The organism is Psychromonas sp. (assembly GCF_047632955.1).
Taxonomy (GTDB): Bacteria; Pseudomonadota; Gammaproteobacteria; order Enterobacterales; family Psychromonadaceae; genus Psychromonas.
In genome coordinates this window covers 1-26,111 of the sequence record NZ_JBLIED010000014.1, presented here as the reverse complement: position 1 = coordinate 26,111, position 26,111 = coordinate 1, and the positions used below count along the sequence as shown (strand labels likewise).

The window sequence follows — 26,111 nt, the reverse complement described above, 5'->3', positions numbered from 1 at the left end:
TATGCAGACTAATAATTTTACCCAAAAAGAAGCGCAGCAGGGCGGATTTTCGCTGATCGAGCTGCTAATTGCTATGCTGATCAGTTTAATCTTGATTTTTGCCTGTACCACGCTGTACAGCTCATTAAAAAGTAGCATAAGCACTTCTCAGAAGTTGGCAAAAGCGCAGGAATCATTACGCGGCTCATTTTATTTATTATCCCGTTCGCTATATCAGGCCGACGGTATCGATGTTAGCGGGACACCACTGATTGTTAAGTATAGCAGTCTAATCAATCATGACATGTACAGTTGTCTAGGCAATACGATCTCTTCCGCCGGAAGTACTGATTCCTATTTTACTGCAACAGATGATGACGGCTTATCTCACTTATATTGTGATGATGGGTCAGGTGAACAGCTGATTGCATTAGGTGTTGAAACCTTAACATTTGAGGCAATTAGTCATGCTAGCGGTACTATTGTAGATGGTGTAAAGGTAACCATGAAAATAGATGGCATGCCATCCTCTTCCTATTCGGACGGGCTAACGTTCACCTTAGCATTACGGCAAAAAGTATTATTAGATTTAACTGAATAAGTGGTTTAAAAAAAGGAATATATATGCAGCAGCAAAAAGGATTTGTACTGGTAACTGTGCTTATTATCACCACTATTACAACCATGCTGGCATTTTCGCAACTCAGCGAGAATCGTATGGAAGAGAGGATGGCCGGTAACCAGCAGAAAGAAATTAATGCACGACGGGAAGCCGAAAAAGGTGTTTTTGCTGCCTTTGAATATATAGAAGATCAAAATGTATCAGGTAGTACAAATGATTCTATCAAAACGGGTCTTGAAGGGACTGATTTTACTAATGATGAAGGTTATACCCTCCAAAATATTCAACTTGTTGACCGTAACTTTTCTTTTGTGAGTAAAGGTGTAGCTGATAATGCCAATGCTTATTTGAAGACAGCAATATATTTTAAACCGATCGGTATTTTTGACTATGCGCTCCTTGGCTGTAAGGGGGTAACGGTAAAAAATGGCAAGGTTGATAGTTATAACTCTGGAGATGGAGCTTATGGCGATATTACTCCGTTGAAGAATGGAGATGTCGCTGTTGTTGGAGGGGATATCGATGTGGTGGCAAGTGGAGAGGTTGATGGGAGTCTTACTGCCTCTGGGGAAATAAATTTAGCCAAAACAGACAATATATCCGGCAAGGTTGATGCAAATTCAAGCGCAGACCTTGGTGACTGTGATCCGCTTGGCATTGCGACTGTAATGGCGGATATTGCAGATACAGGTGGAACTGTCCGCACAATCTATGAAAGTACTGATGTTTTTACGGACGGGAATGTTTATGTTTATGATGAATTTGACACGACAGGTAACAATGTATTAATAACGGGTGATGTAACTCTTTATATAAAAGGTGATATCACCACTAAAAATACAACATTTAAGCTGGCTGATACATCCAGTTCATTAACCATATATACTGCTGGCCAAATTGATATAAATTCTAATACCACTACTGTTTACGCAGACGGTAGCGAACTCAGCGTTAATGAAGACGGTGACGTCCCTCTGACTATTTATTCTAATTATGAAAGTACTTCTGATTCAGATCTTGCTTTTACCATAGGTAGTAATGGAGAGATTTATGCAATGGTTTATGCGCCATTCGGCAATATATCGTTAACAGGGGGAGGTAATATTATGGGAGCGGTACGTGGTAACCAAGTTTCATTCACATCCAGTGCAGGGCAATTCCATTACGATGAAGGTCTTAGTGGTATTGGTGATTCGGGTGCAACGGGCTTAGTCTCATACTGTTCGAATTATTATTACTACCCTGAAACGGATTCCACGTACACTCCGGAGTACTGCGAAAGCAGTACCGACGTCGCCACGGTAGACGATGATGAAGACAGCGGATTATGTGGATACAGCTCTCACACATTTGGCGAATACAGCGAATACAACGGAGCGGCAGCGGCGGCAATAGCTGCAACAGCTGCATCAACAGCGGCGTCAGACTTAGCAATAGTGGTTGCTAATGCAGGGACAGCTATGGTAGCAGCTGCGCCAGCAGCAGAGAGAGCAGCATTGACCACGTTGGTAGCTGAAACGCTAGTGAAAACAACGGCTTGCACCGAATACGCGGCAAAAGCAGAAGCAAGGTGGGTAGCGGCGGCAGCGGCAGCGTTGATTGCCGAGGGAACAACGACGGATGAGGAGAAAGCAGAGTTAGCGGCGATAGCAAAAGGAATAGATGATACGGCCACGGGGGTCGCTGAGGGAATAATTACAGCGGCAGAAGAAGATATATTGGAGGCAATGGAAGCAATAGAAGCAATAGAAGCAGCGGAATTAGCGGACGCAGCTGTAATTACTGCAGAAACCTATTATCAAGATGCTGAAGATGCTGAAGATTTAGCGCAACAAGCTTATGCTGATGCTGCTACGGATGCTAATACTGCCGCTGATGATGCTGCTGCCAGTACAGCTTGTAGCGATAAAAACAAAGGGCAGACAAAGAAATGCATAGCAGATGCTGTAGAAACTGCTACTGCTACCGCCAATACTGCAAAAGCTGTTTATGTGGATGCTATTGAGGCTACTAAGACAGCTTTAACTGCTTATAATACAGCAGTTGCTGCCGCTGGTTAGAACTAATCCTGATTATAAAAAGAGCGCTTAATAAAAGCGGGTTTAATAAATAAACCCGCTTCTAACATTTAATTAACGATTTATTTTCGATCTGCATTTCGCGAATCCTTTTTAAGGTTTTACACTGATTCACCTCTTTCCTGGCTAAATATAAAGGGAGTGTCGGCCGGGGCGGAGTTATCTGCAGCTCAATCAACTGGCCATCTTGTAAAAGGTAAAAGCCCGCTAAATGCGTCTTAATTTTTAGGCATATTTCACTGCTCAGCGAATGCGCAATCCAGTGGCACTCCGTATGATATTTAACCGGCCCTCAAGTATAGCTTCGGTTTGTAAACCGCGTTGTAGACACAAACCTATCATTTCGCATATTTGATCTATCCCTTTTTGGGTCGTAAAAAGCCAATTCATTTTTCTGCACTCTCCCGTCAATGCGCTTTGCTTAACACCTCCTGCGCAGAACTAAATTCAAGGACTGCTTGATTTTATTACGAGCATCACCAACAGCTAATTCTGTGGCTTTTTTAAGGTTTTTTCACCTTTTTAATCAGTTGATTGGCACTTTTTGTTTTAATTTTTCAGGCTGAAAGCCTAACAAATCTAACAATACTGCTTTGTCGGTATGATTCTTTCACTCGTAAGCGCAAAATATCCAAACAGATCCACCCTGATTTCGTTTACTGAAGGCAGTATTTTGTCGATCAATAAAGTAAATTGATAACCTGCAATAGGACCATTGGTGTCTGAGCTTGATGGGTCAATACCGATTTTATAGATATCAAAAATTGAAAGCATGAGGGAATTCCTACATATTATTCTGAATATGCAGTAAAGCCATAACAATAGAGAGAATATTTTTAATTTCATCAATCAAAAAATGCTCATTTTTTGATTCCCGATACCTGAATAAAATAAGCTATCTTAGTGGTGAAAATTAATGATTTTGGTTGTTTTTAATCCAGCTAGGTCCGTCGCTTATTGATCAAGTATTTTGTTTTTCATTGATCAAAGTTTTTGTTTTTGTTGATCTTTTCTGCGTAATATTAGACTATAGGTTTAGCGAGTCTCGCATAAACTCGGCATATGAGACAGAAAAGAATGATCAACTTAGAATTTATTTATTAAATTGATCTAAAACAAAACCCATTTTTTGTATGATTTGAAAATTAATCGATTTATTAGAAGGCGATAAAAAAATAACTAAAATCGTCTGAATTGATGCAGCCCCTTAATAAAATAGGTTGTTTTATGAAAAAAAAACAAGGTTTTACCCTTATTGAATTACTGATTGTGATCGTGATTATTGGGATCTTGACTGCTATTGCTTTGCCCTCTTACCAAGCCCATATCCAAAAAGCCAATCGCGTGACCGCACAGCTTGCCTTAACTAAAATGGCACAGCAGTTTGAACGAATCAGTGCGCGCCAGGGGGGGTATCCTATCTCGGTTCCAACAGCCTCAGTTGTGATCGCAGCCATCGATAGTCCGGATAGTTATACTTTTGTACCAACAAGTAATGCCGCTGACACCTTTACTATTAAGGCGAAGCCAGTCGTAGGTGGCATTAACGACGGTGATGAGTGTGATGAAATGACTATTAATCAGGCAGGGAAAACCACGCCTAGCGGTTGCTGGTAGTAATATGAAATATTTTTCCCTAAAAAACTCACAGGGCCTGACCTTACTGGAATTATTAATCACCATGGCCATTATCATCATATTAGCCATGGTCGCTGTACCAAGTTATAACACTTTTATGGCCAACGAGCGTTTTGCAGTGGCGAGCAATGAACTGAACAACGCCTACCGTTTTGCACGTAATGAAGCGCTAAAAACATCGCATTCAATGATATTAAAGGCGACGACGACAGTTACTACTGCTGATGGAAAAGAAAAATGGTTAGGATGGCAGGTCTTAAGCAGTAGTACTAGTACTACTCCGTTGCTCGTAAGTCGGATTCCCCATGAAAGTATTACTATCATTGCTTCTGGTGCAGGCGATACTGTGACTGTGAAAGGGAGAGGATCGTTAGTGAGTAGCATCAGTTTTACGATTTCTGGTGCGAGTAAAACGAGTCTATTATGCATATACGCAAGCGGGCAAAGCGTATTCCGATATCCTGAAAAAGGCGAGTCCTGCTCATGAGAAAAACTGCAAAAGGATTCACCTTGTTTGAAGTACTGGTATCGATGTTTATCACCGGGGTCGCGTTACTGGGGCTAGCACAGATGGAGGTGTATATTCTAAAGTCATCGCAGTCGAGTTTTAACTATACCGTGGCAACTATTCGAGCGAACAGTTTTGTCGATGCCGTCTGGGCGGGATGTTATGCACAAAGCTCATCTGCGAGTGGAACTTATGGGCAGATCCGCCAAAAATGGAGAAATGAAATCACTTCTGCCGGAATGCTTACGCAAGCAGATAGCCCTCCTGCTTCATATGCACAAAGTACAGATGTGACTGTCAGTTGGACCGATCGGCGTTTTAATACACCTGAATCTGCTGCAAATAATACATTAACCTTAAATGTTACATTCCCTTATAGCAGTTGTGGAAGTTAATAAAATGCAGACTAAAAATTTGAATTTTAACAAAAAAATAGCACCGCAGGCGGGATTTAGTCTAGTTGAACTGCTGGTTGCCATGCTGATCAGTTTAATATTGATCTTTGCCTGCACCACGCTGTACAGCTCATTAAAAAGCAGCATAAGCACTGCTCAGGATTTGGCAAAAGCGCAGGAGTCATTACGGGGGGCATTTTATCTAATGTCGCGTTCGATACGTCAGGCGGGAAGCCTTACTATTAGCGGTGCAGGTAACACTGAATTATTGGCTGAATATGGCGAAGTGACAGATGACCCTAAATTATATAGTTGCTTAGGAAATCAGCTCATATCGGGTAGCACACCTACCGATACTTATAGCTCGAATGGTGATGGCTTGTATTGCGATGATGGTATCGGTATCGATGAGCAATTGATTGCATTAGGTGTTGAAACGTTAACATTTACAGCAATTAGCCATGCTGACAGTACTGGCGCTACTATTTATGACGGCGTAAAGGTAACTATGAAAATAGATGGAATGCCCGAATCCATGAAAACCGCTGGCGGGTTAATGTTCACCTTAGCATTGCGGCAAAAAATATTATTGGATTTAGCTGACTAAGTGGTTCAAAAAAAGGAAAATATATGAAACAGCAAAAAGGATTTGTACTGGTATCGGTGCTTATTATCACCACTATTACCACTATGCTGGCATTTTCTCAATTCAGTGAAAATCGCCTGCAGGAGCGGATAGCCGGTAACCAGGAGAAAGAGATCAATGCGCGCCTTGCTGCAGAAAAGGGTGTTTTTGATGCCTTTGTGTATATAGAAGCGCAAAATGTATTAGGTACTTCAAATGAAAACATAGAGACGAATCTTAATAAGACTCCATATACTAATACTGGAAATGTATCTACCCTGCAAGATATTATTTTGGTCGACATACATTTACTTTTACCAGTAAAGGCGAAGCTAACGGTGCTTTTGCTTATTTAAAAACAACCATAAAAGCCAGTGAGGAGAGTGGGAGCAGTGTTTTTAACGATGCGGTTAAGGGCTGTAAAGGAGTGACAGTAAAAAATGGCTTCGTTAATAGTTATGATTCAAGAAATGGAGCCTATGACACTACCAGTAATTCATTGAAGAATGGTGATATTACTGTTACTGATGGGGGAGCCGAGGTGGACTCTAGTGGATCGGTTGATGGAAGTATCACTGCCTCTGGGGAAATAGGTGTAAAAAAAGTCAATAGCGTATCCGGTGATGTTATGGCCAATTCAACAGACGACCTTGGTGATTGTGATCCGCTTCATATGGTTGATTACACTGATGATGATGGCGTTGACCAGGAAGGGGAAATAAATAAAATTGCTGCTACAGGTGGAACTGTCCGCACAATCTATAAAAATTCTAATGTTTTTACGGACGGAAATGTTTATGTTTATAATGAATTTAACACGACAGGTAACGATGTATTAATAACGGGTGATGTAACCATTTATGTCAAAGGTGATATCACCACTAAAAACACAGCATTTACGCTGGCTAATACATCCAGTTCATTAACCATATATACTGCTGGTCAAATTGATATAAAGAATAATACCACGACTGTTTATGCAAACGGTAACGCATTGAGTATTGATGCAGACAATAAAGTTCCTGTAAGCATCTATTCATCTTATATAAGCACCCCAACTAAAAAAGATGAAGACCTTGGCTTATCCGTAACCAGTAATGCGGAAATCTATGCAAGGGTTTATATGCCAAACGGTAATGTATCGTTGACAGGAGGAGGCAATATAATGGGGTCGGTACGTGGTAACGAAGTTTCAGTATCAAGTGCAACCGCGATCCATTACGATGAAGCCCTTGCCGATATAAATGATATTGCTGGAGAAAATAATACACCTACCTCATACTCCTCCGTTGCTTATTATTACCCTGACGAATAATAAAGCTCAGCTAAGCATAATTAACAAAAAGGCCTGCATAGGCCTTTTAACATTTAATCAACGCCGTATTACCCCCTAACATCTCATCTAACATTTTTAAGGCTTTGTCCCGGTTAACCACTTTCCAGGCTAAATACAGGGGAATCACCGGCTTGGTCGGGATTATCTGCAGCTCAAGTAACTGGCCATATTTTATAGGAGGGTGTAAAAATGCCTGAATACGGAAATGCGATAAAATCCCGCAGCCGATTTTAGAATAACAATCAATTTCTGAGTTAAAAGAGCCTGAACAAATCAGCTGACAAAGGTAAAAATGAGGTTAATTAAATTGTGCCAGGGCATGGTGAAAAGTGCTGTGCTTTTATTCGTAGGGAAGGCGTTTTGAGCTTCTTTTGATCGATCTTCAGGTATAAACAATAAACCCGAACGATTATCGGGTTTATTTTAATAAGGCGCTATTTTCGTTTTTTATTGGCTATTTTTTTTGCCTGCTGCTGCAGTTCATAATCAAATTCGTCTGGGTAAAAGATCAAGCCTTCATTATCCTGATTTGGAAAAACCACAATAGCGAGTTCATCTTCTTCTAAACCATGGGTCCAGCGGTTATGCCATTTTGCCAGGGAGATAGATTCTGGCTTGCAGTGTGACCACTCTTCGGTTGCCCAGGCTTGAGCGAACTCTTTATTTGGCCAAACCGGTACGCAGTCCTGCTCTTCGGTATTAAGCATTACGCAACCATGTTCATCAACCAGTAACCAAATTTGGGTATTATTAACGACCTCTTTGAGTAAATAGTTATAACGCTGCTGCGCATCATATTGTTGAATTGTTTGAATCTGCTTTGTGTCTAGCACGTTACTCATTTTAGGTCCTGTTGATGACTCTATAGTCAAAAATTTAGTTGATGGATATTGTTTTTAACTTCTCTATCGCCTTACCACTCAATCAAACCGTTGATTGAGTATCTTATAAGTGCGATTGCGGCTGCGCGGGATCTATTATTACAACATTATCTAAAACCGGCACCATCATTATTGGTGGATAGGTTTTAATGATTGCATTGACCATTTTAACACGTGCTTGTTCGTGTTGGTCACGTAAATTTTGGGCGCGATTAAAATGCCCTTCGCTGAGCCATTTGCTATAGGAAATCCATTGATTGTCTTTGGTTTTATGCAAACGCGACCCAAGCGCGCCGTGTTTTTCGATATTACGATGAATTATTTCTGTCCAACCCTCTTTAAAAGACTGCTCGCACCCGGATTTTATTTCCCAGCGAAAAAGTACATAGATCATAACCTCTTCCATTTTGTTGTAATAGTTATCTGCAATCTTTTTCGAAAATGTTGTTTCTGTCAAGAATAAGTACGCTAACGCGTTAACTAAGGCAGTATTTTTTTTATATTAGGCCCTAATCATTACGCATCTCTGGGTAAACCTTTTTCGACAGCCTTAATTAAACGTTGGTTAAGGCGCTCATTAAACACCGGAATTTGATCTTGGTGTTGCGCTAGTGCCCATTGCAGATGCTCATTTAACATATCAGACAGATTCTCGGCAAGTTTGTTGGTTAACGCCTCGACTACTGCCTCGCTGGTTGGCGCATTACCCAAGGCAACGCTTATATTACGCAACCAACGCTGATAACCGATACGACGAATGGGAGAGCCTTCGCTGTAGGATAAAAACTCTTCTTCGGTCCAGCTAAATAATGCCAATAAGGATCTGTTTTGCAGCTGCTGACGAATTTGGTAATCGCTTTCCTCCGTGGTATCGGCAAAACGGTTCCAGGGACAGATCAGCTGGCAATCATCACAACCGTAGATGCGGTTACCAATGGCTTTACGAAATTCAACCGGAATCGGGCCCTGCAGTTCGATGGTCAGGTAGGAGATACAGCGGCGGCCATCGACCACATAGGGGGCAACGATCGCTTGGGTCGGACAGATGGTTAAACAGGCAACACACTTTCCGCATTTTTTTTCGACGGGTTGATCAATGACTAAGGGTAAATCGACCAGCAGTTCGCCAATAAAAAACCACGATCCCGCTTTTGCATCAATAAGCAGTGAGTGTTTACCAACCCAGCCGAGCCCGGCCTTTGAAGCAAGGGGACGTTCCAATATGGGCGCGCTGTCAACAAAAGGACGGTAACCAAGTTGCCCGACTTCAAGTTCAATTTTTTGACCCAGCTGTTTAAGTTTTTTGCGCAGCACTTTGTGATAATCCCGGCCAAGGGCATAACGACTGATATAAGCGCTGTTTTTATTTTTTAATGTACTGGCAAATTGGGCATTCTCCGGTAAATAATCCATGCGCACGGAAATAACCCTTAAGGTACCGGGCAACAGTTCATCGGGGCGCGCGCGTTTCATGCCGTGCTTGCTCATATACTCCATTTCGCCGTGATAATTGTTATCTAACCACGACTGTAATTTACCTTCCTGCTGTTTTAGATCAATATCTGTGATCCCCACTTTCTGAAAACCGAGCGCTTTACCCCACAGCTTGATATTTTCAGATAAACTTGATAAATCGATTGCTTTAATGGGGTCAGTTACATTTTTTTGATTTATCATTTAAATACTTAACTCTTATGGGATGATCAATATGCTTAAGGATCAGATAAAAACAGCCGGCAGTTTACCACATTCTTTATATCGTGCTGAGCAGATCAAAGAATTCGAAGGCGCTGCCGCACAATTAGCCGGATTGACCCTTTATGATCTGATGAAAGTGGCCGGGCAGGCTTGTTATGACGTTTTCAAAACACATTTTCCGAATGCCGGGAAAGTACTGGTTTTTACAGGTCAGGGCAACAATGGCGGCGATGGTTATATTTTTGCTGGCATTGCTAAAAAGGCGGGGCTGGAGGTGCAGCTTTGCCAGATGGGAGATCCTGGCAATGTGGCGAATGACGCACGGCGGGCCAAAAAAACATGGGAAAAAGGGCAGGGTAAAATAGAAACAATCGAACAGGCAAATATTGGCGCTACCGATGTGATTGTTGATGCGCTTTTGGGAACAGGACTTTCGGGTGGCCTGCGCCCGGAATTTAAATCTTTAATTGCTAAAATCAACCAGGCCGGTAAAGCCGTTTTGAGTGTCGATATTCCATCGGGTCTTAATGCCGACAGCGGGGCTGTCAACCCTGTGGCGATAAAAGCCGCTGCAACTGTTACCTTTGTGGGGTTAAAACAGGGCTTATTTACCGGGGCCGGAGCTAATCATTGCGGACAACTGTATTGTTCAGGTTTAGGCATTACTCAGTATTTTGCAGATTTAGCGGTCAGTGACGTCTCCCGCGTTAGCTATCAGGATCTTACTCATTTATTAAAAAAACGACAACGCGACAGCCATAAAGGCCAATTTGGTAAAACCTTAGTTATAGGCGGTAATATCGGTATGCCCGGTGCGGTGCGGTTAGCCGCAGAATCGGCACTGCGTAGCGGCTCGGGATTAGTTAAAGTGCTTACTCGGCAGGAAAACCACAACGCGGTTATTTTCGGGCGTCCGGAACTGATGCTTCAATATTATTCTGAAAAAACAGCATCTGAGGATCTGTTTGAAGATTGGCCAACGGTACTGGTGATCGGCCCCGGACTGGGCTTAGATGACTGGGCACAGAGTTTATTAAAGCGGGTAATAGGCACCGAGTTACCCTGCGTGGTAGACGCCGATGCATTAACCTTATTGGCGTCTAAACCTGTTTGTAAAGATAATTGGATTTTAACCCCCCATCCCGGTGAAGCGGCTAAATTACTGGGGACGGGCATTGCTGAAATTGAAAAAGATCGCTTTAGTGCCGTACGCCGTTTACAATCCATTTATGGTGGAATTGTGATTTTAAAGGGAGCCGGGAGCTTAATTTGTGACGGCAAGCAAACCTTTTTGGCAAATGTTGGCAATCCCGGTATGGCAAGTGGTGGCATGGGGGACGTGCTTTCTGGTATTATAGGCGGTCTATTAGCACAAGGTTTAAATTCGCTTGATGCTGCCCGCCTTTCGGTTTGTATCCACGGGGATGCCGCGGACTTGGCTGCGCAGCAAGGCGAGCGTGGATTATTAGCCAGTGATCTGTTCTCTTATATTAGGAAGTTAGTTAATCCATCATGTTAAATTTTTTTAAAGAAGAATTAGTTAATGCCGAACAGACCGTTGCTTTTGGCGGACGTTTAAGCGCAGCTTGCGAGCAGCCTGTCTGTATCTATTTACACGGCGATTTGGGGGCGGGCAAAACCACATTAAGCCGCGGTTTTATTCAAGGATTAGGCCATATAGGAAATGTAAAAAGCCCGACTTATACGTTAGTTGAACCCTATCAACTGGCTGACTGGCAAGTGTACCATTTTGATTTATACCGGTTGGGAGATCCCGAAGAATTAGAGTTTATGGGGATCCGTGATTATTTTAATGCAACAAGCCATTGTTTAGTGGAATGGCCTGAGCGTGGAGAAGGAGTTTTGCCTTCTCCTGATATTGATTTAACACTACGTTATGTCGATCAACAAAGAGTCGTCGAGTTACAGGCGAATACCGAAGTCGGGCAGCGAGTATTAAATAAATTATGAAATTATTAACACCACTTTTTATACGCTTGGTTTTTTTATCTGCTCTGCTTGTGCAGGGGATGTTTACTATTTCAAGCGCAACTGCTGCTTCAACAAACCAATTAAAAGGGGTGCGCACCTGGCCTTCACCGGATAATACCCGCGTTGTTTTAGATTTTTTACATAAACCCAGCTATCAAACACATTATTTAAAAAATCCGGATCGACTGGTTATCGATCTTGAGTCAACCTCAACAGCCGTTGATTTAACAAAAATCAAGCATAATGGTCCCCTGGTTAATAATCTTCGAGAAAGTGCCAGCAGATCCAAAAACAGTTACCGAATCGTGGTCGATCTGAATAAAGCCAGTCAGGCTAAAATATTCGTCTTGCCGTCAGCAAAACCCTATGGTCACCGTCTGGTTATTGACTTGCCGCATAATAAGCTAAGCACTGCAAAGGTTAACAAACCAAAACCTCAACAACCACAAGGGCGCGATATTATTATTGCGATCGATGCCGGACACGGTGGTGATGATCCGGGTGCTCTGGGCCGATACAGTTATGAAAAAAAAATCACCCTGCAGATAGCTAAACGCTTGCTGAAAAAAATTAATCACCAAACCGGAATGAGCGCTTTTTTAATTCGCGAAGGTGATTATTACGTTGGTCTGCATCAACGAACCGCTATTGCACGTAAAGGTGATGCTGATTTTTTTGTGTCTATTCATGCCGATGGATTTACCTCTGCCCGGCCTCGAGGTGCATCGGTTTTAGTCTTATCAAAAAGAAGAGCGACCACAGAACAGGGGCGCTGGATGGAAAATAATGAAGCCCATTCTGAGTTAATCGGTGGTGCGGGTAAAATGATGCAGGGTTCGAGCAACCTGCCTTATCTGCAAAAAATGGTCTTAGATATGTCCATGGGGAATTCCATGGCGGTGGGTTTTAATGTCGGCCAGCGGGTTGTCCAGGAATTAAAAAAAGTGACTCCTTTGCATCAGTCTGTACCGGTTCATGCGAGCCTGGCGGTATTAAAATCCCCGGATATTCCTTCTATCCTGGTGGAAGCCGGTTTTATTACTAACCGCACTGAAGAACGGTTGTTAAATCAAGCCGCGCATCAAAACAAAATTACCAATGCGATCTTTAACGGCATTTATAAACATTTCGCTCAATCTCCTCCGCAGAATACCTTATTTGCACAAAAAAAACGTGTTATCAAACACACTGTCCGCAGCGGTGAATCCTTATCGGTACTGTCTGAACGTTATAGCGTCAGCCTGAACAGCTTGAAGGAATATAATAATTTAAGCTCAAATTCTCTGCACGTTGATCAGGTCTTAAATATACCGCCCGATTACCACTTATTTGTTACTCCGGAACCGGTTAAACAGTTCGTTCGTACTGAGCAACCGGCACGTGTTCACTTGGTGACTCGAGGTCAGTCATTGTCGCTAATCGCGGCCCAATACGGCACTGAAACGCAAACCCTTAAAGACTTTAATAATCTCCGGTCAACTGCATTGCAGGTGGGTCAAAAAATCAACATTCCGGGAAGTTATGTTGAAAAACCTGTTGTTGTGAATAGCAGGGCTGCAAGTGTGCATCGAGTAAGCCGTGGCGAATCGCTGTCGGTGATTGCGGCTCAATACGGGACAACGGCGAGTAACCTTAAAACCTTTAATAACTTGTCTTCAATGAGCCTTGCTATCGGTCAAAAAATCAATATTCCGGGCGCTTATGCTGCAAAACCGCTTGTTGCTAATGTTAGGGCTGCCAGTGTACATAAAGTAAGCCGTGGAGAGTCGCTGTCGGTGATTGCGGCCCAGTACGGGACAACGGCTAGCAACCTTAAAACCTTTAATAACTTGTCTTCAATGAGCCTCGCTATCGGGCAACAAATCAATATTCCGGGCGCTTATGCTGCAAAAACCGTTGTTGTGAATAGCAGGCCTGCCAGTGTACATAGGGTAAGCCGTGGCGAATCGCTGTCGGTGATTGCGGCTCAATATGGGACAACGGCGAGCAACCTTAAAACCTTTAATAACTTGTCTTCAATGAGCCTTGCTATCGGACAACAAATCAACATACCGGGCGTTAATACAACGCCGCAGCCCATCCCTGTCAGGCCAAGCTCGCATAAAGTCAGCAGCGGTGAGTCCCTGTCGGTGGTTGCCGATCGCTACAACATCAGCTCAGATAACTTACAAGCCTATAATAAGCTACACTCAAATTCATTATTGATAGGTCAGGTTCTGCAAATTCCAGACATCGATTATGCCGCCCCTTTGCCGGTGGTTGAGCGGTTACATAGGGTCAAATCGGGAGAGTCGCTATCGGTGATAGCGCAACATTACGATACCACTGCCAGCGCCTTGAAAACCTTTAATAATTTATCTTCAATGAGACTTGCGATCGGGCAAAAAATAAAGATACCCGGGGCTAATAGCAGCGAAGTTGTAAAGGCTACACCGGTTAGGCCAAGCTCGCATAAGGTCAGCAGCGGTGAGTCTCTGTCGGTTCTCGCAAACCGTTACAATATCAGTTCAGGTAACTTAAAGGCCTTTAATAAGTTAAACTCAAATTCATTATTGATAGGTCAGGTGCTGCAAATTCCAAGTGTAGATTATGTCGCCGATGTGCCATTGGTCGATCGCGTGCATAGGGTGAAATCGGGCGAGTCGTTGTCCGTCATAGCACAACGTTACGAGACTACAAGTTCACGATTAAAAGCACATAACGGGTTAAGTTCCAGCACTGTGTTTGTTGGCCAAAAGCTTAAAGTGCCATCGGCGGGTTATGTTATAAAAGAGCATAAGGTACGCAGTGGTGAATCACTTTCAGTGATTGCCAGTCGTTATGGTACAACCAGTGATCTGCTCAAAGAATTTAATAAACTCAGTTCAACTTTGCTCCGGGTTGGTCAAGTATTAACCATCCCTGTCAGTTAATCGTTTTCGGATACCCTTTTAATGCCTATTCAAATTTTACCTGCTCGCCTGGCTAACCAAATAGCCGCGGGCGAGGTTGTGGAACGTCCTGCTTCCGTGGTGAAAGAGCTGATTGAAAACAGCTTGGATGCCGGGGCGACAAAAATTGAAATCGATATCGAAAAGGGCGGCGCAAAATGTATCCGTGTCAAAGATAATGGCGGCGGTGTTTGTCAAGAACAGCTGACCTTGGCATTAAGTCGCCATGCAACCAGTAAAATAAGCCACTTAGACGATCTTGAAGCTATTGTCAGCCTGGGGTTTCGCGGCGAAGCCTTAGCCAGCGTAAGTTCCGTTTCGCGTCTGACATTTACCTCTAAGCCCGCCGATCAGGAGCAGGCTTGGCAAGCGATCGCTGAAGGTCGGGATATGCAGGTTAAGATTCAACCGGCTGCACATCCGCAGGGGACCACGGTCGAGGTTCTGGATCTGTTTTTTAATACGCCCGCCCGACGACGCTTTTTAAAAACAGAAAAAACTGAATTTCAGCATATTGACGAGTTGATTCGACGGATCGCACTAAGCCGTTTTGAAATTACCTTTATACTCAAACACAATCATAAAATTGTTCGTCAGTATCGCGCCGCAAAGACCCAACATCAGCAGGAAAAACGTCTTGCCTCTATTTGCAGCGAAAGTTTTGTTTTCAGCGCTTTATCTTTTCAAAATAGCGATAATGAATTAAAAATATCCGGTTGGGTTTCGGATCATCTCTCGGCCCGGTCATCAAATGATGTGCAGTATTGTTATATTAATGGCAGGGTGATTCGCGATAAATTAATTAATCATGCGATCAGGCAGGTTTATGCCTACTCTTTACCTCAGGGGAAATTTCCCGCTTACGTTATTTATATTGAATGTAACCCGGATCAGGTGGATGTGAATGTTCACCCCTCAAAACACGAAGTACGTTTTCATCAGGCGCGTTGGGTACATGACTTTATCGTCAGCACATTAACCGCTACCCACAATGAAGCCTCCCAACTGGCATCAGAAGCTCAACCAAAACCCAGTGAGCATGCTTATTTACCGGCAAACCGCGAAGATCCTAAACCCGAGATCCAGTATGATTTAGAGGCGCAGAATAAAAGTGTTGGACGGGCGAATGAGCAAGCAGCCGTTCCCTATTCAAGTTATACCAAACGTGCAAGCAATCCTCCATTGGATCAAGCTAAAGTGGCTGCCTATTGCGATTTTGTCGCCGCGGCTCATCTACCCCTATCGGCAGACGAGCGAACATCAGCGACTCTCTCGCAGGCGACTTTTGCGGGAATAGTGTGTTTGATCAACGGCCAATATTTATTAATTAAGCTGGATGCTAAGCAGCAGTTGCTCAATAGTGACTCGCCTTTTTTGGTGCTGTCTCTGGAAAAAGCTGATGTGATGATTAAACAGACGCAGTTATTTGCCGCCTGGTCCGACGGTGAAGTGATAGCACAACCTTTGTTATTACCTGTGCGTGTAGCGCTTGATGCACTTTTATTAAAAACCAGCGAAGACTTTAGCGAGTTATTTATGCGCTTAGGTTTTGTTTTTAAAAGTCAGAGCGGTAAGCTTATTATCAGTAAAGTGCCCGCGTTACTCAGGCAGGCGCCGATTGCGAAAATTATTCCCGAATTATTAAGCTATTTAAGTCAAACAGATAACAACATGAATGCGCAACAGGTCAATCTGTTTTGTGCCTTTTTGGTGAAAACATTAAAACAGCAGCAAACAGAAAATATTAACTGGACTGAGCAAAGTGCTAAAGCGCTTTTTGATTTATTACTGGCGTCATTTTCCGATAATCTTAAAGAGTGTCAGGAGCAATTATTTAAAGTGCCCGATTTTTCATTATTAGTACAAGGTTTTTCAAATGAATAACTATCCCACCGTCCTTTTTTTAATGGGGCCGACCGCTTCTGGAAAAACTGACTTAGCCATAAAATTAGCGCTGCAATGTGACTGTGAAATTATCAGTGTTGATTCCGCGTTAATTTATAAAAGCATGGATATCGGAACGGCCAAACCAAGTAATAAAGAGCTGCAACGAGTGGCGCATGCTTTGGTGGATATTATCGACCCGCTTGAGTCCTATTCGGCCGGTGACTTTCGTGAAGACGCATTAAGGTTAATGCAGGAGATCACCAATCGCGGTCACACTCCCTTGCTGGTGGGCGGGACTATGTTGTATTACAAAGCCCTCGTAGACGGATTGTCCCCGCTGCCCAGTGCTAACCCGGAAATTCGTGCGCAGATAGAAAAAGAAGCGCAGGAAAAAGGCTGGCAAGTATTACATGAGCAGCTGCATGAGATAGATCCCGTTTCAGCTGCACGTATCCATGTTAATGATCCGCAACGTTTAGCCCGAGCACTTGAAGTTTACCGCATATCAGGAAAAAGCTTAACTGAACTGACGCAAGTCAAAAGTGATCCTATTCCCTATAACATTAAACAGTTCGCCATCGCCCCCCTTGAAAAAAGCGCATTACATAAGCGTATCGAGCAACGTTTTGATCTGATGCTGGCATCCGGGTTTGAGCAAGAGGTGCGCGAACTTTATCAACGTGGTGATTTGCATTTAGATTTACCCTCAATGCGCTGCGTTGGTTACCGGCAAATGTGGGCATATTTACAGGGCACAATGGATTATGAGGAAATGCGTTTTCGTGGTGTTGTTGCAACCCGGCAACTCGCCAAACGGCAAATGACCTGGTTACGCGGCTGGCAAAACGTGACCTGGCTTGAAACGGGTCATGAAGATAATTTTAAACGGATAAAAGCCGTCTTATAAGCCGTAACCAAGTAATTAGCCGTGCGGCAATACTGTTTATTAAAAACACTGGGGTTACGCGGCTGGCAAAATGTAACCTGGCTTGAAACGGGTCATGAAGATAATTTTAAACGGATAAAAGCCGTTTTATAACTCGTAACCAAGTAATTTGCCGTGCGGCAATACCTTTTATTAAAAACACTGGGGCTACGCGACTGGTAAAATGTAACCTGGCTTGAAACTGGGATACTGATAATTTTGAGTGAATAAAGGTGGTTTTATAAGTAGTTATAAACCGTAACCAAAGCGCTGTGGCTGCGACTGAAAGTACTGTTAACGTCTTATTTTATGATTGCAGATAAAATATTCACTGAAATTTCAAAAGCCACTCTAAATCAGGTACCTGTTTTTAGCATTTGCCGCTGCAAGAAAGTGTTATGGATCAAAATTTTGAGTAATCAAATCAGTTTTTATTTAACCATTGTTTATACTAAGCAGGCATGAATCACTATCTAATAACAATAATAGGGAAAGCCCATGGCCAAAGGACAGTCACTTCAAGACCCATTTTTAAATGCGCTGCGTAAAGAACAGATCCCAGTGGCAATCTATTTAGTAAATGGCATAAAGTTACAGGGACAAATTGAGTCTTTTGATCAGTTTGTGATCCTGTTAAAAAACACCGTCAGTCAAATGGTTTACAAACACGCTATTTCAACCGTTGTGCCTGCTCGCGCTATGCCTCCAATTCAACATACGGAAAATGATTAAGCGTAAAAAGCGTTTTTCGATCAATTTTGGCTTGCTTTACGCAGGCCTTTTTTTATAACATTATCATCCTATCCTTAAGTGGCTTATGTTAGGATGATAATCACTACTTTCCTTCAATATTGGAGATTTATTTGTTTGATCGTTACGAAGCCGGAGAACGGGCAGTTTTAGTTCATATCATTTTTTCCGATGAGAATAAAAAAGAAGACCTTGATGAACTTAAACTATTAGTGAGTTCTGCCGGTGTAGATACGCTTGAGACTGTTACCGGTCCCCGCAAAGCCCCGCATGCTCGTTACTTTGTCGGCACGGGTAAAGCACAGGAAATTGCTGATACTGTGAAAACACTAGGGGCTAATGTGGTTATTTTTAATCATGCATTAACCCCTGCTCAGCAACGTAATTTAGAAGCCTTATGTGAATGCTTGGTATTAGACAGAACCGCGTTGATTTTAGACATCTTTGCCCAACGAGCACGCACTTATGAGGGTAAACTGCAGGTGGAATTAGCGCAATTGCGTCACCTTTCTACGCGACTTATTCGTGGCTGGACGCATTTGGAACGGCAAAAAGGAGGGATTGGATTACGCGGTCCGGGTGAAACTCAATTAGAAACAGATAGACGTTTACTGCGCGCTCGTATCAGTACCATCAGAGCGCGCCTGGCAAAAGTGGAAAAACAGCGTGAGCAGGGACGACGGGCCCGTCAACGTAATGAAGTGCCGACTGTTGCATTGGTTGGATATACTAACGCGGGTAAATCTACGCTCTTTAATTACCTTACCGATGCCGGGGTTTATGCCGCGGATCAACTCTTTGCAACACTTGATCCAATGCTGCGTAAAGTTGATGTTGTTGATGTTGGCAGTTGTATTTTGGCCGATACCGTCGGTTTTATTCGTCACTTACCCCATGATCTGGTCGCCGCCTTTAAAGCCACGCTGCAGGAAACCCGTGACGCGACATTATTATTACATATTGTCGATTGTGCCGATCCCTGTTACCAGGATAATATTATTGCGGTGCAAACCGTCTTAGATGAGATCGGTGCAGCTGAAGTACCGCAGCTGATGATCATGAATAAAATTGATGCCGTTGATGGTATTGAGCCGCATGTTGATTTTGATGATTTGGGAAAACCCGCTAAGGTGTGGTTATCTGCACAAACCGGTGAAGGTGTGGAGCTGTTATTTAAGTCATTAACGACTATATTATCTGGACAGATTCGTTCGCTGCAACTTGCCATACCGGCCGACGAAGGAAAATTACGGGCCTTATTTTACCAGTTGGACTGTATTGAAGATGAGTCTTATGCTGATAATGGCGATTGTATATTGGATATTCGTTTAAATACTATTGAGTGGCTGCGCTTGATAAAACAGCAAGGTGCCTCCATAGAGGAGTATGTGGTTAACGCTAAATAGCTTTTTTTAATCAACTCGTCGCATATTATGTCATGTTTTCTTTATTATTAGGGTGAACATTGGTACATTGCTTAACACTTTTTTGTATTATTAAATCGGGAGCTATATATGGCTTGGAACGAACCGGGGAAAGATAAAGACCCGTGGAAAAACAATGATAAGAACAAAGATCAGGGACCGCCTGATCTTGATGTTGTTCTCCAGAAATTATCAAAATTACTCGGTGGTTTGTTTGGTAAAAAGCCCTCTTCAGGCGATAGTGGTAACAAGGGTGGCGGTAATATTGCCCTTATTGCTGTGTGTGCATTAATTGCTATTGTTTGGTTTGCTAGTGGTTGGTATACGATTAAAGAATCTGATCGTGGTGTTGTATTACGTTTTGGTGCTTACCATTCTCAAGTTGATGCCGGTTTGCATTGGAATCCGAAGTTTGTTGATCAAATTATTCCGATTAACGTTGAAGCATTTCGTACTATGCCGACAACGGGTTTCATGTTAACTGAAGATGAAAATATTGTTAAGGTTGGCATGGAAGTGCAGTACCGTATCATTGAGCCGGAAAAATACCTGTTTAGTGTTACTGATGCCGATAACAGTTTATTGCAGGCATTAGACAGTTCTCTGCGTTTTATTGTTGGTCATTCGACTATGGATGATGTGTTAACAACAGGCCGGGAAGTGGTACGGCAAGAAACATGGGTAATGATCGACGATATTATCGGATCATACGATCTGGGTATCGACATTGTGGATGTTAACTTACAGCAAACTCGTCCACCTGAAGAAGTTAAAGATGCCTTTGATGATGCCATTGCCGCACAGGAAGATGAGCAGCGTTTTATACGTGAAGCTGAAGCTTATGAACGTGAAAAAGCACCTATTGCTCGTGGTCAGGTGAAACGTATTGAACAGCAAGCGTTAGCCTATAAAGAAGGTCTGATTTTAAAAGCGCAGGGTGAAGTAGCCCGTTTTAATCAATTATTACCTGAATATCAAGCCAATCCTGATGTGACGCGTCAACGTCTGTATCTCGAGGCGATGGAAATGGTATTGAACAGCACCTCTAAAGTGCTCATCGATAATAACGCCGGGGGTAATTTGACTTTTCTTCCGCTCGATAAGCTGATGGGGACAAGCACCACTGAAGCAGGGGGCGCTAATGGCGTTTCAGAAATCGAAACACGTTCACGTGCCGATGAAAAAGCAGATCAAGATGAACGAGCGGGCGGAACTACTCCGCTCACCCGTAGCAGTAACAGAAGCTCTGGGAGAGACTACTAATGAATAAATTATTAATACTTCCAGTGCTAATTATTGCAATGCTTTTCAGCAGCGCTTTTGTCATTATGGAAGGGCAGCACGGGATCGTAATGCAATTTAGTAAAGTTAAACGTGATTCAGCCGGGGTACCGGTTGCTTATCCGCCTGGCTTACACTTTAAAATTCCTTTTATTGATTCTGTACGCAGCATGGATACCCGTATCCAAACCTTGGATGATAAAGCAGATCGCTTTGTTACTTCGGAGAAAAAAGATTTAATCATCGACTCTTATGTGAAATGGCAAATTGATGATTTAGCGGTTTACTTTTTGGCAACAGGCGGCAATAAAATGCAGGCTGAATCCTTACTGAAACGTAAAATTAACAATGGATTACGCAGTGAGATAGGCTCGCATACTATTACGGATATTGTCTCGGGTAAACGTGGTCAAGTGATGGAAACAGCACTGAAACGTATGGCTCGCTCAAGTGAATTAGGTATTAAGGTGGTTGATGTTCGTATCAAAAGAATCAATTTACCTGAAGAAGTCAGCAATAGTGTTTACAAACGGATGCGTGCTGAACGATTAGCCGTGGCAAAAGAGCATCGCTCTAAAGGTCAGGAGCAATCAGAAGTGATTCGCGCTAATATTGACCGGGAAGTCTCTATTATGCTCTCCCAAGCGAATAAAGAATCTTTGCAGGTTCGCGGTGCAGGTGATGCCGAGTCTTCACAAATATATGGCGACTCTTATTCAAAAGATGCTGAGTTTTTCGCTTTTTTACGCAGTATGCAGGCGTATCAAAAAAGTTTTACCGGTAAAGATGATGTGATGGTATTAAGCCCTGACTCTGACTTCTTTAAGTATATGAATAATAAAGATTAGTTTTAATTATTTTTATGTTAAAAGGGCGGTTTTCCGCCCTTTTTTTTGTCCTAAATAAAGCCGTATATGGATTAGTTCGTAAAGATCTGTATATCGTGCTTGAAATGCAGGTTTAATGTTTGCTAAAATCTGCGTTTAATTCGCTAGAGATATGTAATTCTGATGGGAAATAATGTAGTAGTACTTGGCACTCAATGGGGTGACGAAGGTAAAGGCAAGGTCGTCGACCTGCTAACTGACAAAGCACAATGGGTTGTTCGCTATCAAGGTGGACACAATGCCGGTCACACACTTGTGATTGATGGTGAGAAAACAGTTCTTCATCTTATCCCATCAGGCATCCTGCGCGATAACGTAAAATGTGTTATCGGAAACGGCGTGGTTTTATCACCCGAAGCCCTATTGACCGAGCTGAAAATGCTTGAAGATCGCGGGATTCCTGCAAGAGAACGTCTGCATATAAGTGAAGGATGTCCTTTAATTCTTCCCTATCATATTGCTCTTGATGTTGCTCGAGAGCTTGCCCGTGGTAATAAAGCCATTGGTACAACAGGACGCGGTATTGGTCCTGCATATGAAGATAAAGTTGCCCGTCGCGGATTACGTGTTGATGATCTCTTTAATATGGAAACCTTTGCGGTCAAACTCAAAGAAGTCATTGATTACCACAATTTTCAATTAGTTAATTACTACAAAGTAGAAGCGGTTAACTTTGATGAAGTGCTGAAACAGGTAACAGAAGTTGCCGATCTGCTTATCAGTCTGGTTATCGATGTAACGGATGAGCTTGATAAAGCCCGTTTACGTGGTGAAAACATCCTGTTTGAAGGCGCTCAGGGTACTCTGCTTGATATTGATCACGGTACCTATCCTTATGTTACCTCTTCAAATACAACCGCTGGTGGTGTTGCGACGGGCAGTGGCTTTGGTCCTGCTCATCTCGATTATGTATTAGGCATTGTCAAAGCTTATACTACGCGTGTTGGATCGGGTCCTTTCCCGACTGAATTGTATGATGGTCTTGAGAAACTTGATCCGGCCGGTAAGCATCTTGGTACTGTCGGACACGAGTTTGGCGCAACCACGGGTCGTTTACGTCGTACCGGCTGGTTTGATGCCGTTGCTATTAAACGTGCCGTACAATTAAACAGTATTACCGGTTTCTGCTTAACTAAACTGGATGTTTTAGATGGTTTGCAAGAGATTAAAATCTGTACGGCTTACAAAATGCCCGGCGATAAACTGGTAGACGTTCCACCAATGTGTGCAGATGGTTACGAGCAAGCTGTACCGATTTATGAAACAATGCCCGGCTGGACAGAAAGTTCATTTGGCGTGACTTCATTTGATGCACTGCCTGCAAATGCACAGGCTTATATCAAGCGTCTGGAAGAGATCACCGGCATACCAATGGATCTTATCTCTACGGGTCCGGATCGTCATGAAACTATTATTCGGATTAACCCGTTTAACTAAGTAAATGCTCAGATCTTAATAAAAAGCCCTTATGCTTGTAAAGTAATAAGGGCTTTTTTGATCTATCGGCAGTCTCGTCTCTCTGTAAAATTTATTGAAATTCCTGAGTACGCGATGAAGTCAAAAATATAATCAGCTTTTGGGCCGAAAAAGGGGTTGATGGTTTTCGTCTTGATGTTATTAACTTAGTCTCTAAAGAGCAGGATTATCAGAACGACTATCAGGGTGACGGGCGTCGTTTTTATACCGATGGGCCGCGCGTACATCAATACCTGCGTGAGTTAAGTGCTGCGGTATTTAATAAATACGGCGCTGTCACGGTAGGTGAGATGTCTTCCACCTCGCTGCAGCAGTGTCAGCAATATTCTGCACTTGACGGAAAAGAGTTATCTATGGTGTTTAATTTTCACCATTTAAAAGTCGATTATGTAAAGGGTCAGAAATGGACGCAGGCACCCTTTGATTTTATTGAGCTGAAAACTATTTTTAATCATTGGCAGCAGGGCATGTTCGGCAAAGGGTGGTCGGCACTATTTTGGTGTAATCATGATCAGCCGCGGATCGTTAGCCGGTTGGGTAATGATCAGCAGTATCGAGTTGAATCCGCAAAAATGTTGGCAACCTCACTGCATATGATGCAGGGAACGCCTTATGTTTACCAGGGTGAAGAGATTGCAATGACCAACCCGGGTTATACCTCGGTTGAACAATACCGCGATCTTGAAAGTACCAATATGTATGACATTATGCTCAATCAACAGGGGAAAAGTGAACAGCAGGTGCTCGCTATTCTTGCTCAGAAATCACGCGACAATTCACGCACGCCTATTCAATGGAATGGTGATCCGCATGCAGGTTTTACAAAAGGCGTTCCCTGGCTGGAAGTGGCAAAAAATTACAAGCAGATTAATGTCGAGCAGGCGCTTAAAGATCAAAATTCAGTTTTTTATTATTACCAGCGTTTAATTGCGCTGCGTAAAGAAGTCGAGGTGATAACAGCCGGGGATTATACGGATTTAGCCCCTGAGCATAGGCAGCTGTTTTGTTATCAGCGTCGCAGCGACAAGCAGACGCTTATTTGTATCAACAATTATTACGACAAGCCCTTTGCATATGTGTTGCCAATGAATCTGGAACTTCACAACGCCCATTATATTATTGGCAATTACCCGGAAATATTATCCGTGCAAGCGACGCGGTCAGTCGCACTAAAACCTTATGAGTGTCGAGTGTTGTTGATTGAAAATCATTAATTCAAGGGTTTACGGGGTATAAGATAAAAGCCTTTAGCTGTTTGTAGCTTAGGGCTTTTTTAATATTTAAGAGGTTCTATCTGCGGCAAGGTAGGCCAGGCTTATTAATGCTTGTTTGTATTCATTGTCGGGAATAACACTAAGGGCTTTAATTGCTTTCTCCGCTTCTTCAAGTGCGCGCTGTTTGGTGTGCTCTAATGCTTTAGTATCATGCAACGCCTGCATGATCTCATCAAAGTGCTGCATACCATTGCCTTTTTCGATTGCCTCTCTGATAAGCGCTACTTGCTGCTTGTTGCCGTGCTGAATAGCATATAAAAGTGGTAAGGTCGGTTTACCTTCTGCCAGGTCATCACCGGTATTTTTACCCATCTCGCTCGCATCGGAGTTATAGTCCATAACATCGTCGGTTAACTGGAATGCCGTGCCAAGGTATTTTCCATAATTGAGTAAAGCCATTTCAATTTCCGCAGACTGCTCTCCTAATACGGCGACAATTTGGGTTGCTGCTTCAAATAGCTTGGCGGTTTTAAAGTAGATAACATCCATATAATTTTTTTCAGTAGTATCGGGATCATTACAATTCATCAACTGTAAAACTTCACCTTCAGCAATGATATTAGTTGCCGAAGATAAAATATCCAATACTTTGAAATCACGCAACTCGGTCATCATCTGAAAAGAGCGGGTATATAAAAAGTCGCCGACCAGTACGCTCGCCGCGTTACCAAAAAGTGCATTTGCTGTTTCTTTGCCGCGGCGCATGTCCGATTCATCGACCACATCATCGTGCAGTAGGGTTGCGGTGTGGATAAATTCAATAATAGTGGCAAGTTTAGTGCTGTTTAGATCATGGATACCCAGCGCTTTGGCGGCTAAGATGGTAATTAACGGACGAATGCGTTTTCCACCACTATTGATGATATAAAAACTAAGCTGGTTAATTAAAGCGACATCTGAACTTAATTGCGCGGTGATCAGCTCATTAACCTGCTGCATTTCAGTTAGTGATATCTGCTGAATTGTTTTTATATCCATGGTATTGACGTTCCGCATTTTAGTGCTTAAAAAGAGTGACTATTATTGCCGTTTATCAGCGATATCTCAACTGCTTAAACAAAAAAGTATTCCGCATAGAGTTATCACTATCACTATTACGCTCTATAAATTATAAATTAGAGGGTTTTTTCCGTTACAAGGGTTGCCAAAAATAATTGATTCGCTGCTCATTAGGAGGGCATTTAGGAGGGCATTTGCCAGTTTGTTGAGATTACGGCGAATAAAATCAAGCGCTTTATTAACAAAATCTGCTTTCCGCTAATATTGATGCTTATTTTATTTTAGCGGGTAAATTTAAGGCGTAATTAAATTGAAATATTTTTAGCCAATAACATTGCTAACAATGAATATTTGCCGTAGAATCCGCCACCATTGAGATTAATATAAGTGTGCTCTTGATGCTATATTTCGAATAAAGTAGCACGAGATGCCTGAACGGAGTAAGAAACATGTACGCTGTTATCCAGAGTGGTGGCAAGCAACACCGTGTAGCTGTTGAACAAACTCTTCGTTTGGAAAAACTAGA

The 26,111-nt window shown here is 42.7% G+C and carries 24 protein-coding genes and 2 pseudogenes; 21 read left to right on the top strand and 5 right to left on the bottom strand.

Annotated elements, in window-relative coordinates; translation table 11 throughout:
* Position 1: 1 nt before the first annotated feature.
* Together ACJAZP_RS10360 and ACJAZP_RS10355 are read left to right on the top strand one after the other, a co-directional pair.
* The gene (locus ACJAZP_RS10360; protein ID WP_415230664.1) at positions 2–580 is read left to right on the top strand and encodes a PilW family protein; all 579 of its coding nucleotides are present in this window, start codon (positions 2–4) and stop codon (positions 578–580) included.
* A gap of 23 nt (positions 581–603) precedes the next feature.
* Positions 604–2,661: a hypothetical protein gene (locus ACJAZP_RS10355; protein ID WP_415230663.1), complete on the top strand. Its 2,058-nt coding sequence runs from the start codon at positions 604–606 to the stop codon at positions 2,659–2,661.
* Between the two features lie 597 nt (positions 2,662–3,258).
* Here ACJAZP_RS10355 and ACJAZP_RS10350 read toward each other — a convergent pair.
* Complete coding sequence (locus tag ACJAZP_RS10350; protein ID WP_415230662.1) at positions 3,259–3,453, bottom strand: serine dehydratase beta chain; 195 nt, start codon at positions 3,451–3,453, stop codon at positions 3,259–3,261.
* 453 nt (positions 3,454–3,906) lie between these two features.
* On the opposite strand from ACJAZP_RS10350, the gene ACJAZP_RS10345 reads away from it, so the two are divergent.
* The 6 genes from ACJAZP_RS10345 (at position 3,907) to ACJAZP_RS10320 (ending at position 7,160) form a co-directional block, all read left to right on the top strand.
* Complete coding sequence (locus ACJAZP_RS10345) at positions 3,907–4,296, top strand: type IV pilin protein (protein WP_415230661.1); 390 nt, start codon at positions 3,907–3,909, stop codon at positions 4,294–4,296.
* Between the two features lie 4 nt (positions 4,297–4,300).
* Complete coding sequence (locus tag ACJAZP_RS10340; protein WP_415230660.1) at positions 4,301–4,804, top strand: GspH/FimT family pseudopilin; 504 nt, start codon at positions 4,301–4,303, stop codon at positions 4,802–4,804.
* On the top strand, positions 4,801–5,220 hold the full coding sequence (locus tag ACJAZP_RS10335) for a type IV pilus modification PilV family protein (RefSeq protein WP_415230659.1): 420 nt from the start codon (positions 4,801–4,803) through the stop codon (positions 5,218–5,220). The genes ACJAZP_RS10340 and ACJAZP_RS10335 overlap by 4 nt, the downstream gene beginning before the upstream one ends.
* Before the next feature lie 4 nt (positions 5,221–5,224).
* Positions 5,225–5,827, top strand: coding sequence for a PilW family protein (locus ACJAZP_RS10330; protein ID WP_415230658.1), 603 nt, complete (start codon positions 5,225–5,227; stop codon positions 5,825–5,827).
* 23 nt (positions 5,828–5,850) lie between these two features.
* Positions 5,851–6,201, top strand: coding sequence for a hypothetical protein (locus ACJAZP_RS10325; RefSeq protein WP_415230657.1), 351 nt, complete (start codon positions 5,851–5,853; stop codon positions 6,199–6,201).
* A 71-nt stretch (positions 6,202–6,272) separates the two neighbouring features.
* The gene (locus ACJAZP_RS10320; RefSeq protein WP_415230656.1) at positions 6,273–7,160 is read left to right on the top strand and encodes a hypothetical protein; all 888 of its coding nucleotides are present in this window, start codon (positions 6,273–6,275) and stop codon (positions 7,158–7,160) included.
* 455 nt (positions 7,161–7,615) lie between these two features.
* On the opposite strand, the gene ACJAZP_RS10315 is transcribed toward ACJAZP_RS10320, so the two are convergent.
* The 3 genes from ACJAZP_RS10315 to queG all read right to left on the bottom strand — a co-directional run bounded on the left by ACJAZP_RS10315 (position 7,616) and on the right by queG (position 9,739).
* Positions 7,616–8,023: a DUF2750 domain-containing protein gene (locus tag ACJAZP_RS10315; protein ID WP_415230655.1), complete on the bottom strand. Its 408-nt coding sequence runs from the start codon at positions 8,021–8,023 to the stop codon at positions 7,616–7,618.
* A 103-nt stretch (positions 8,024–8,126) separates the two neighbouring features.
* Positions 8,127–8,456, bottom strand: a complete 330-nt coding sequence (locus ACJAZP_RS10310) for an antibiotic biosynthesis monooxygenase family protein (RefSeq protein WP_415230654.1) — start codon at positions 8,454–8,456, stop codon at positions 8,127–8,129.
* Between the two features lie 122 nt (positions 8,457–8,578).
* On the bottom strand, positions 8,579–9,739 hold the full coding sequence (gene queG / locus ACJAZP_RS10305) for a tRNA epoxyqueuosine(34) reductase QueG (RefSeq protein WP_415230653.1): 1,161 nt from the start codon (positions 9,737–9,739) through the stop codon (positions 8,579–8,581).
* Positions 9,740–9,770: 31 nt separating this feature from the next.
* Between queG and ACJAZP_RS10300 the strand changes: the two genes are divergently transcribed.
* The 12 genes and pseudogenes from ACJAZP_RS10300 to ACJAZP_RS10245 all read left to right on the top strand — a co-directional run bounded on the left by ACJAZP_RS10300 (position 9,771) and on the right by ACJAZP_RS10245 (position 24,526).
* Positions 9,771–11,279: an NAD(P)H-hydrate dehydratase gene (locus tag ACJAZP_RS10300; RefSeq protein ID WP_415230652.1), complete on the top strand. Its 1,509-nt coding sequence runs from the start codon at positions 9,771–9,773 to the stop codon at positions 11,277–11,279.
* Complete coding sequence (gene tsaE / locus ACJAZP_RS10295; protein ID WP_415230651.1) at positions 11,273–11,731, top strand: tRNA (adenosine(37)-N6)-threonylcarbamoyltransferase complex ATPase subunit type 1 TsaE; 459 nt, start codon at positions 11,273–11,275, stop codon at positions 11,729–11,731. The genes ACJAZP_RS10300 and tsaE overlap by 7 nt, the downstream gene beginning before the upstream one ends.
* A gap of 59 nt (positions 11,732–11,790) precedes the next feature.
* Positions 11,791–13,065: pseudogene (locus ACJAZP_RS10290) on the top strand (N-acetylmuramoyl-L-alanine amidase); the annotation flags it as partial.
* A gap of 1,437 nt (positions 13,066–14,502) precedes the next feature.
* Positions 14,503–14,664, top strand: a pseudogene (locus ACJAZP_RS10285) (LysM peptidoglycan-binding domain-containing protein); the annotation flags it as partial.
* Positions 14,665–14,685: 21 nt separating this feature from the next.
* A complete protein-coding gene (gene mutL, locus ACJAZP_RS10280) occupies positions 14,686–16,566 on the top strand; it encodes a DNA mismatch repair endonuclease MutL (protein WP_415230650.1) in 1,881 nt (626 codons plus the stop codon).
* Positions 16,559–17,476, top strand: coding sequence for a tRNA (adenosine(37)-N6)-dimethylallyltransferase MiaA (gene miaA, locus ACJAZP_RS10275; protein WP_415230649.1), 918 nt, complete (start codon positions 16,559–16,561; stop codon positions 17,474–17,476). The genes mutL and miaA overlap by 8 nt, the downstream gene beginning before the upstream one ends.
* 516 nt (positions 17,477–17,992) lie before the next feature.
* On the top strand, positions 17,993–18,226 hold the full coding sequence (gene hfq, locus ACJAZP_RS10270; protein ID WP_415230648.1) for an RNA chaperone Hfq: 234 nt from the start codon (positions 17,993–17,995) through the stop codon (positions 18,224–18,226).
* A gap of 131 nt (positions 18,227–18,357) precedes the next feature.
* Positions 18,358–19,650 carry a ribosome rescue GTPase HflX gene (hflX, locus tag ACJAZP_RS10265; RefSeq protein WP_415230647.1) on the top strand — a complete coding sequence of 431 codons (1,293 nt, stop codon included), beginning with the start codon at positions 18,358–18,360 and terminating at the stop codon, positions 19,648–19,650.
* Positions 19,651–19,758: 108 nt separating this feature from the next.
* Entirely contained in the window at positions 19,759–20,931 is a 1,173-nt protein-coding gene (gene hflK / locus ACJAZP_RS10260) for an FtsH protease activity modulator HflK (RefSeq protein WP_415230646.1), read from the top strand.
* Positions 20,931–21,797 carry a protease modulator HflC gene (gene hflC / locus ACJAZP_RS10255; RefSeq protein WP_415230645.1) on the top strand — a complete coding sequence of 289 codons (867 nt, stop codon included), beginning with the start codon at positions 20,931–20,933 and terminating at the stop codon, positions 21,795–21,797. Before hflK ends, hflC begins: the two co-directional genes overlap by 1 nt.
* Before the next feature lie 162 nt (positions 21,798–21,959).
* Complete coding sequence (locus tag ACJAZP_RS10250) at positions 21,960–23,273, top strand: adenylosuccinate synthase (RefSeq protein ID WP_415230644.1); 1,314 nt, start codon at positions 21,960–21,962, stop codon at positions 23,271–23,273.
* Positions 23,274–23,401: 128 nt separating this feature from the next.
* Positions 23,402–24,526 (top strand): alpha,alpha-phosphotrehalase, encoded by a 1,125-nt coding sequence (locus tag ACJAZP_RS10245; protein WP_415230724.1) that lies wholly within the window; start codon positions 23,402–23,404, stop codon positions 24,524–24,526.
* Between the two features lie 66 nt (positions 24,527–24,592).
* On the opposite strand, the gene ispB is transcribed toward ACJAZP_RS10245, so the two are convergent.
* A complete protein-coding gene (gene ispB / locus ACJAZP_RS10240) occupies positions 24,593–25,564 on the bottom strand; it encodes an octaprenyl diphosphate synthase (protein ID WP_415230643.1) in 972 nt (323 codons plus the stop codon).
* A gap of 470 nt (positions 25,565–26,034) precedes the next feature.
* Between ispB and ACJAZP_RS10235 the strand changes: the two genes are divergently transcribed.
* A partial coding sequence (locus ACJAZP_RS10235) for a bL21 family ribosomal protein (RefSeq protein WP_415230723.1) occupies positions 26,035–26,111 on the top strand: 77 nt, incomplete at its 3' end.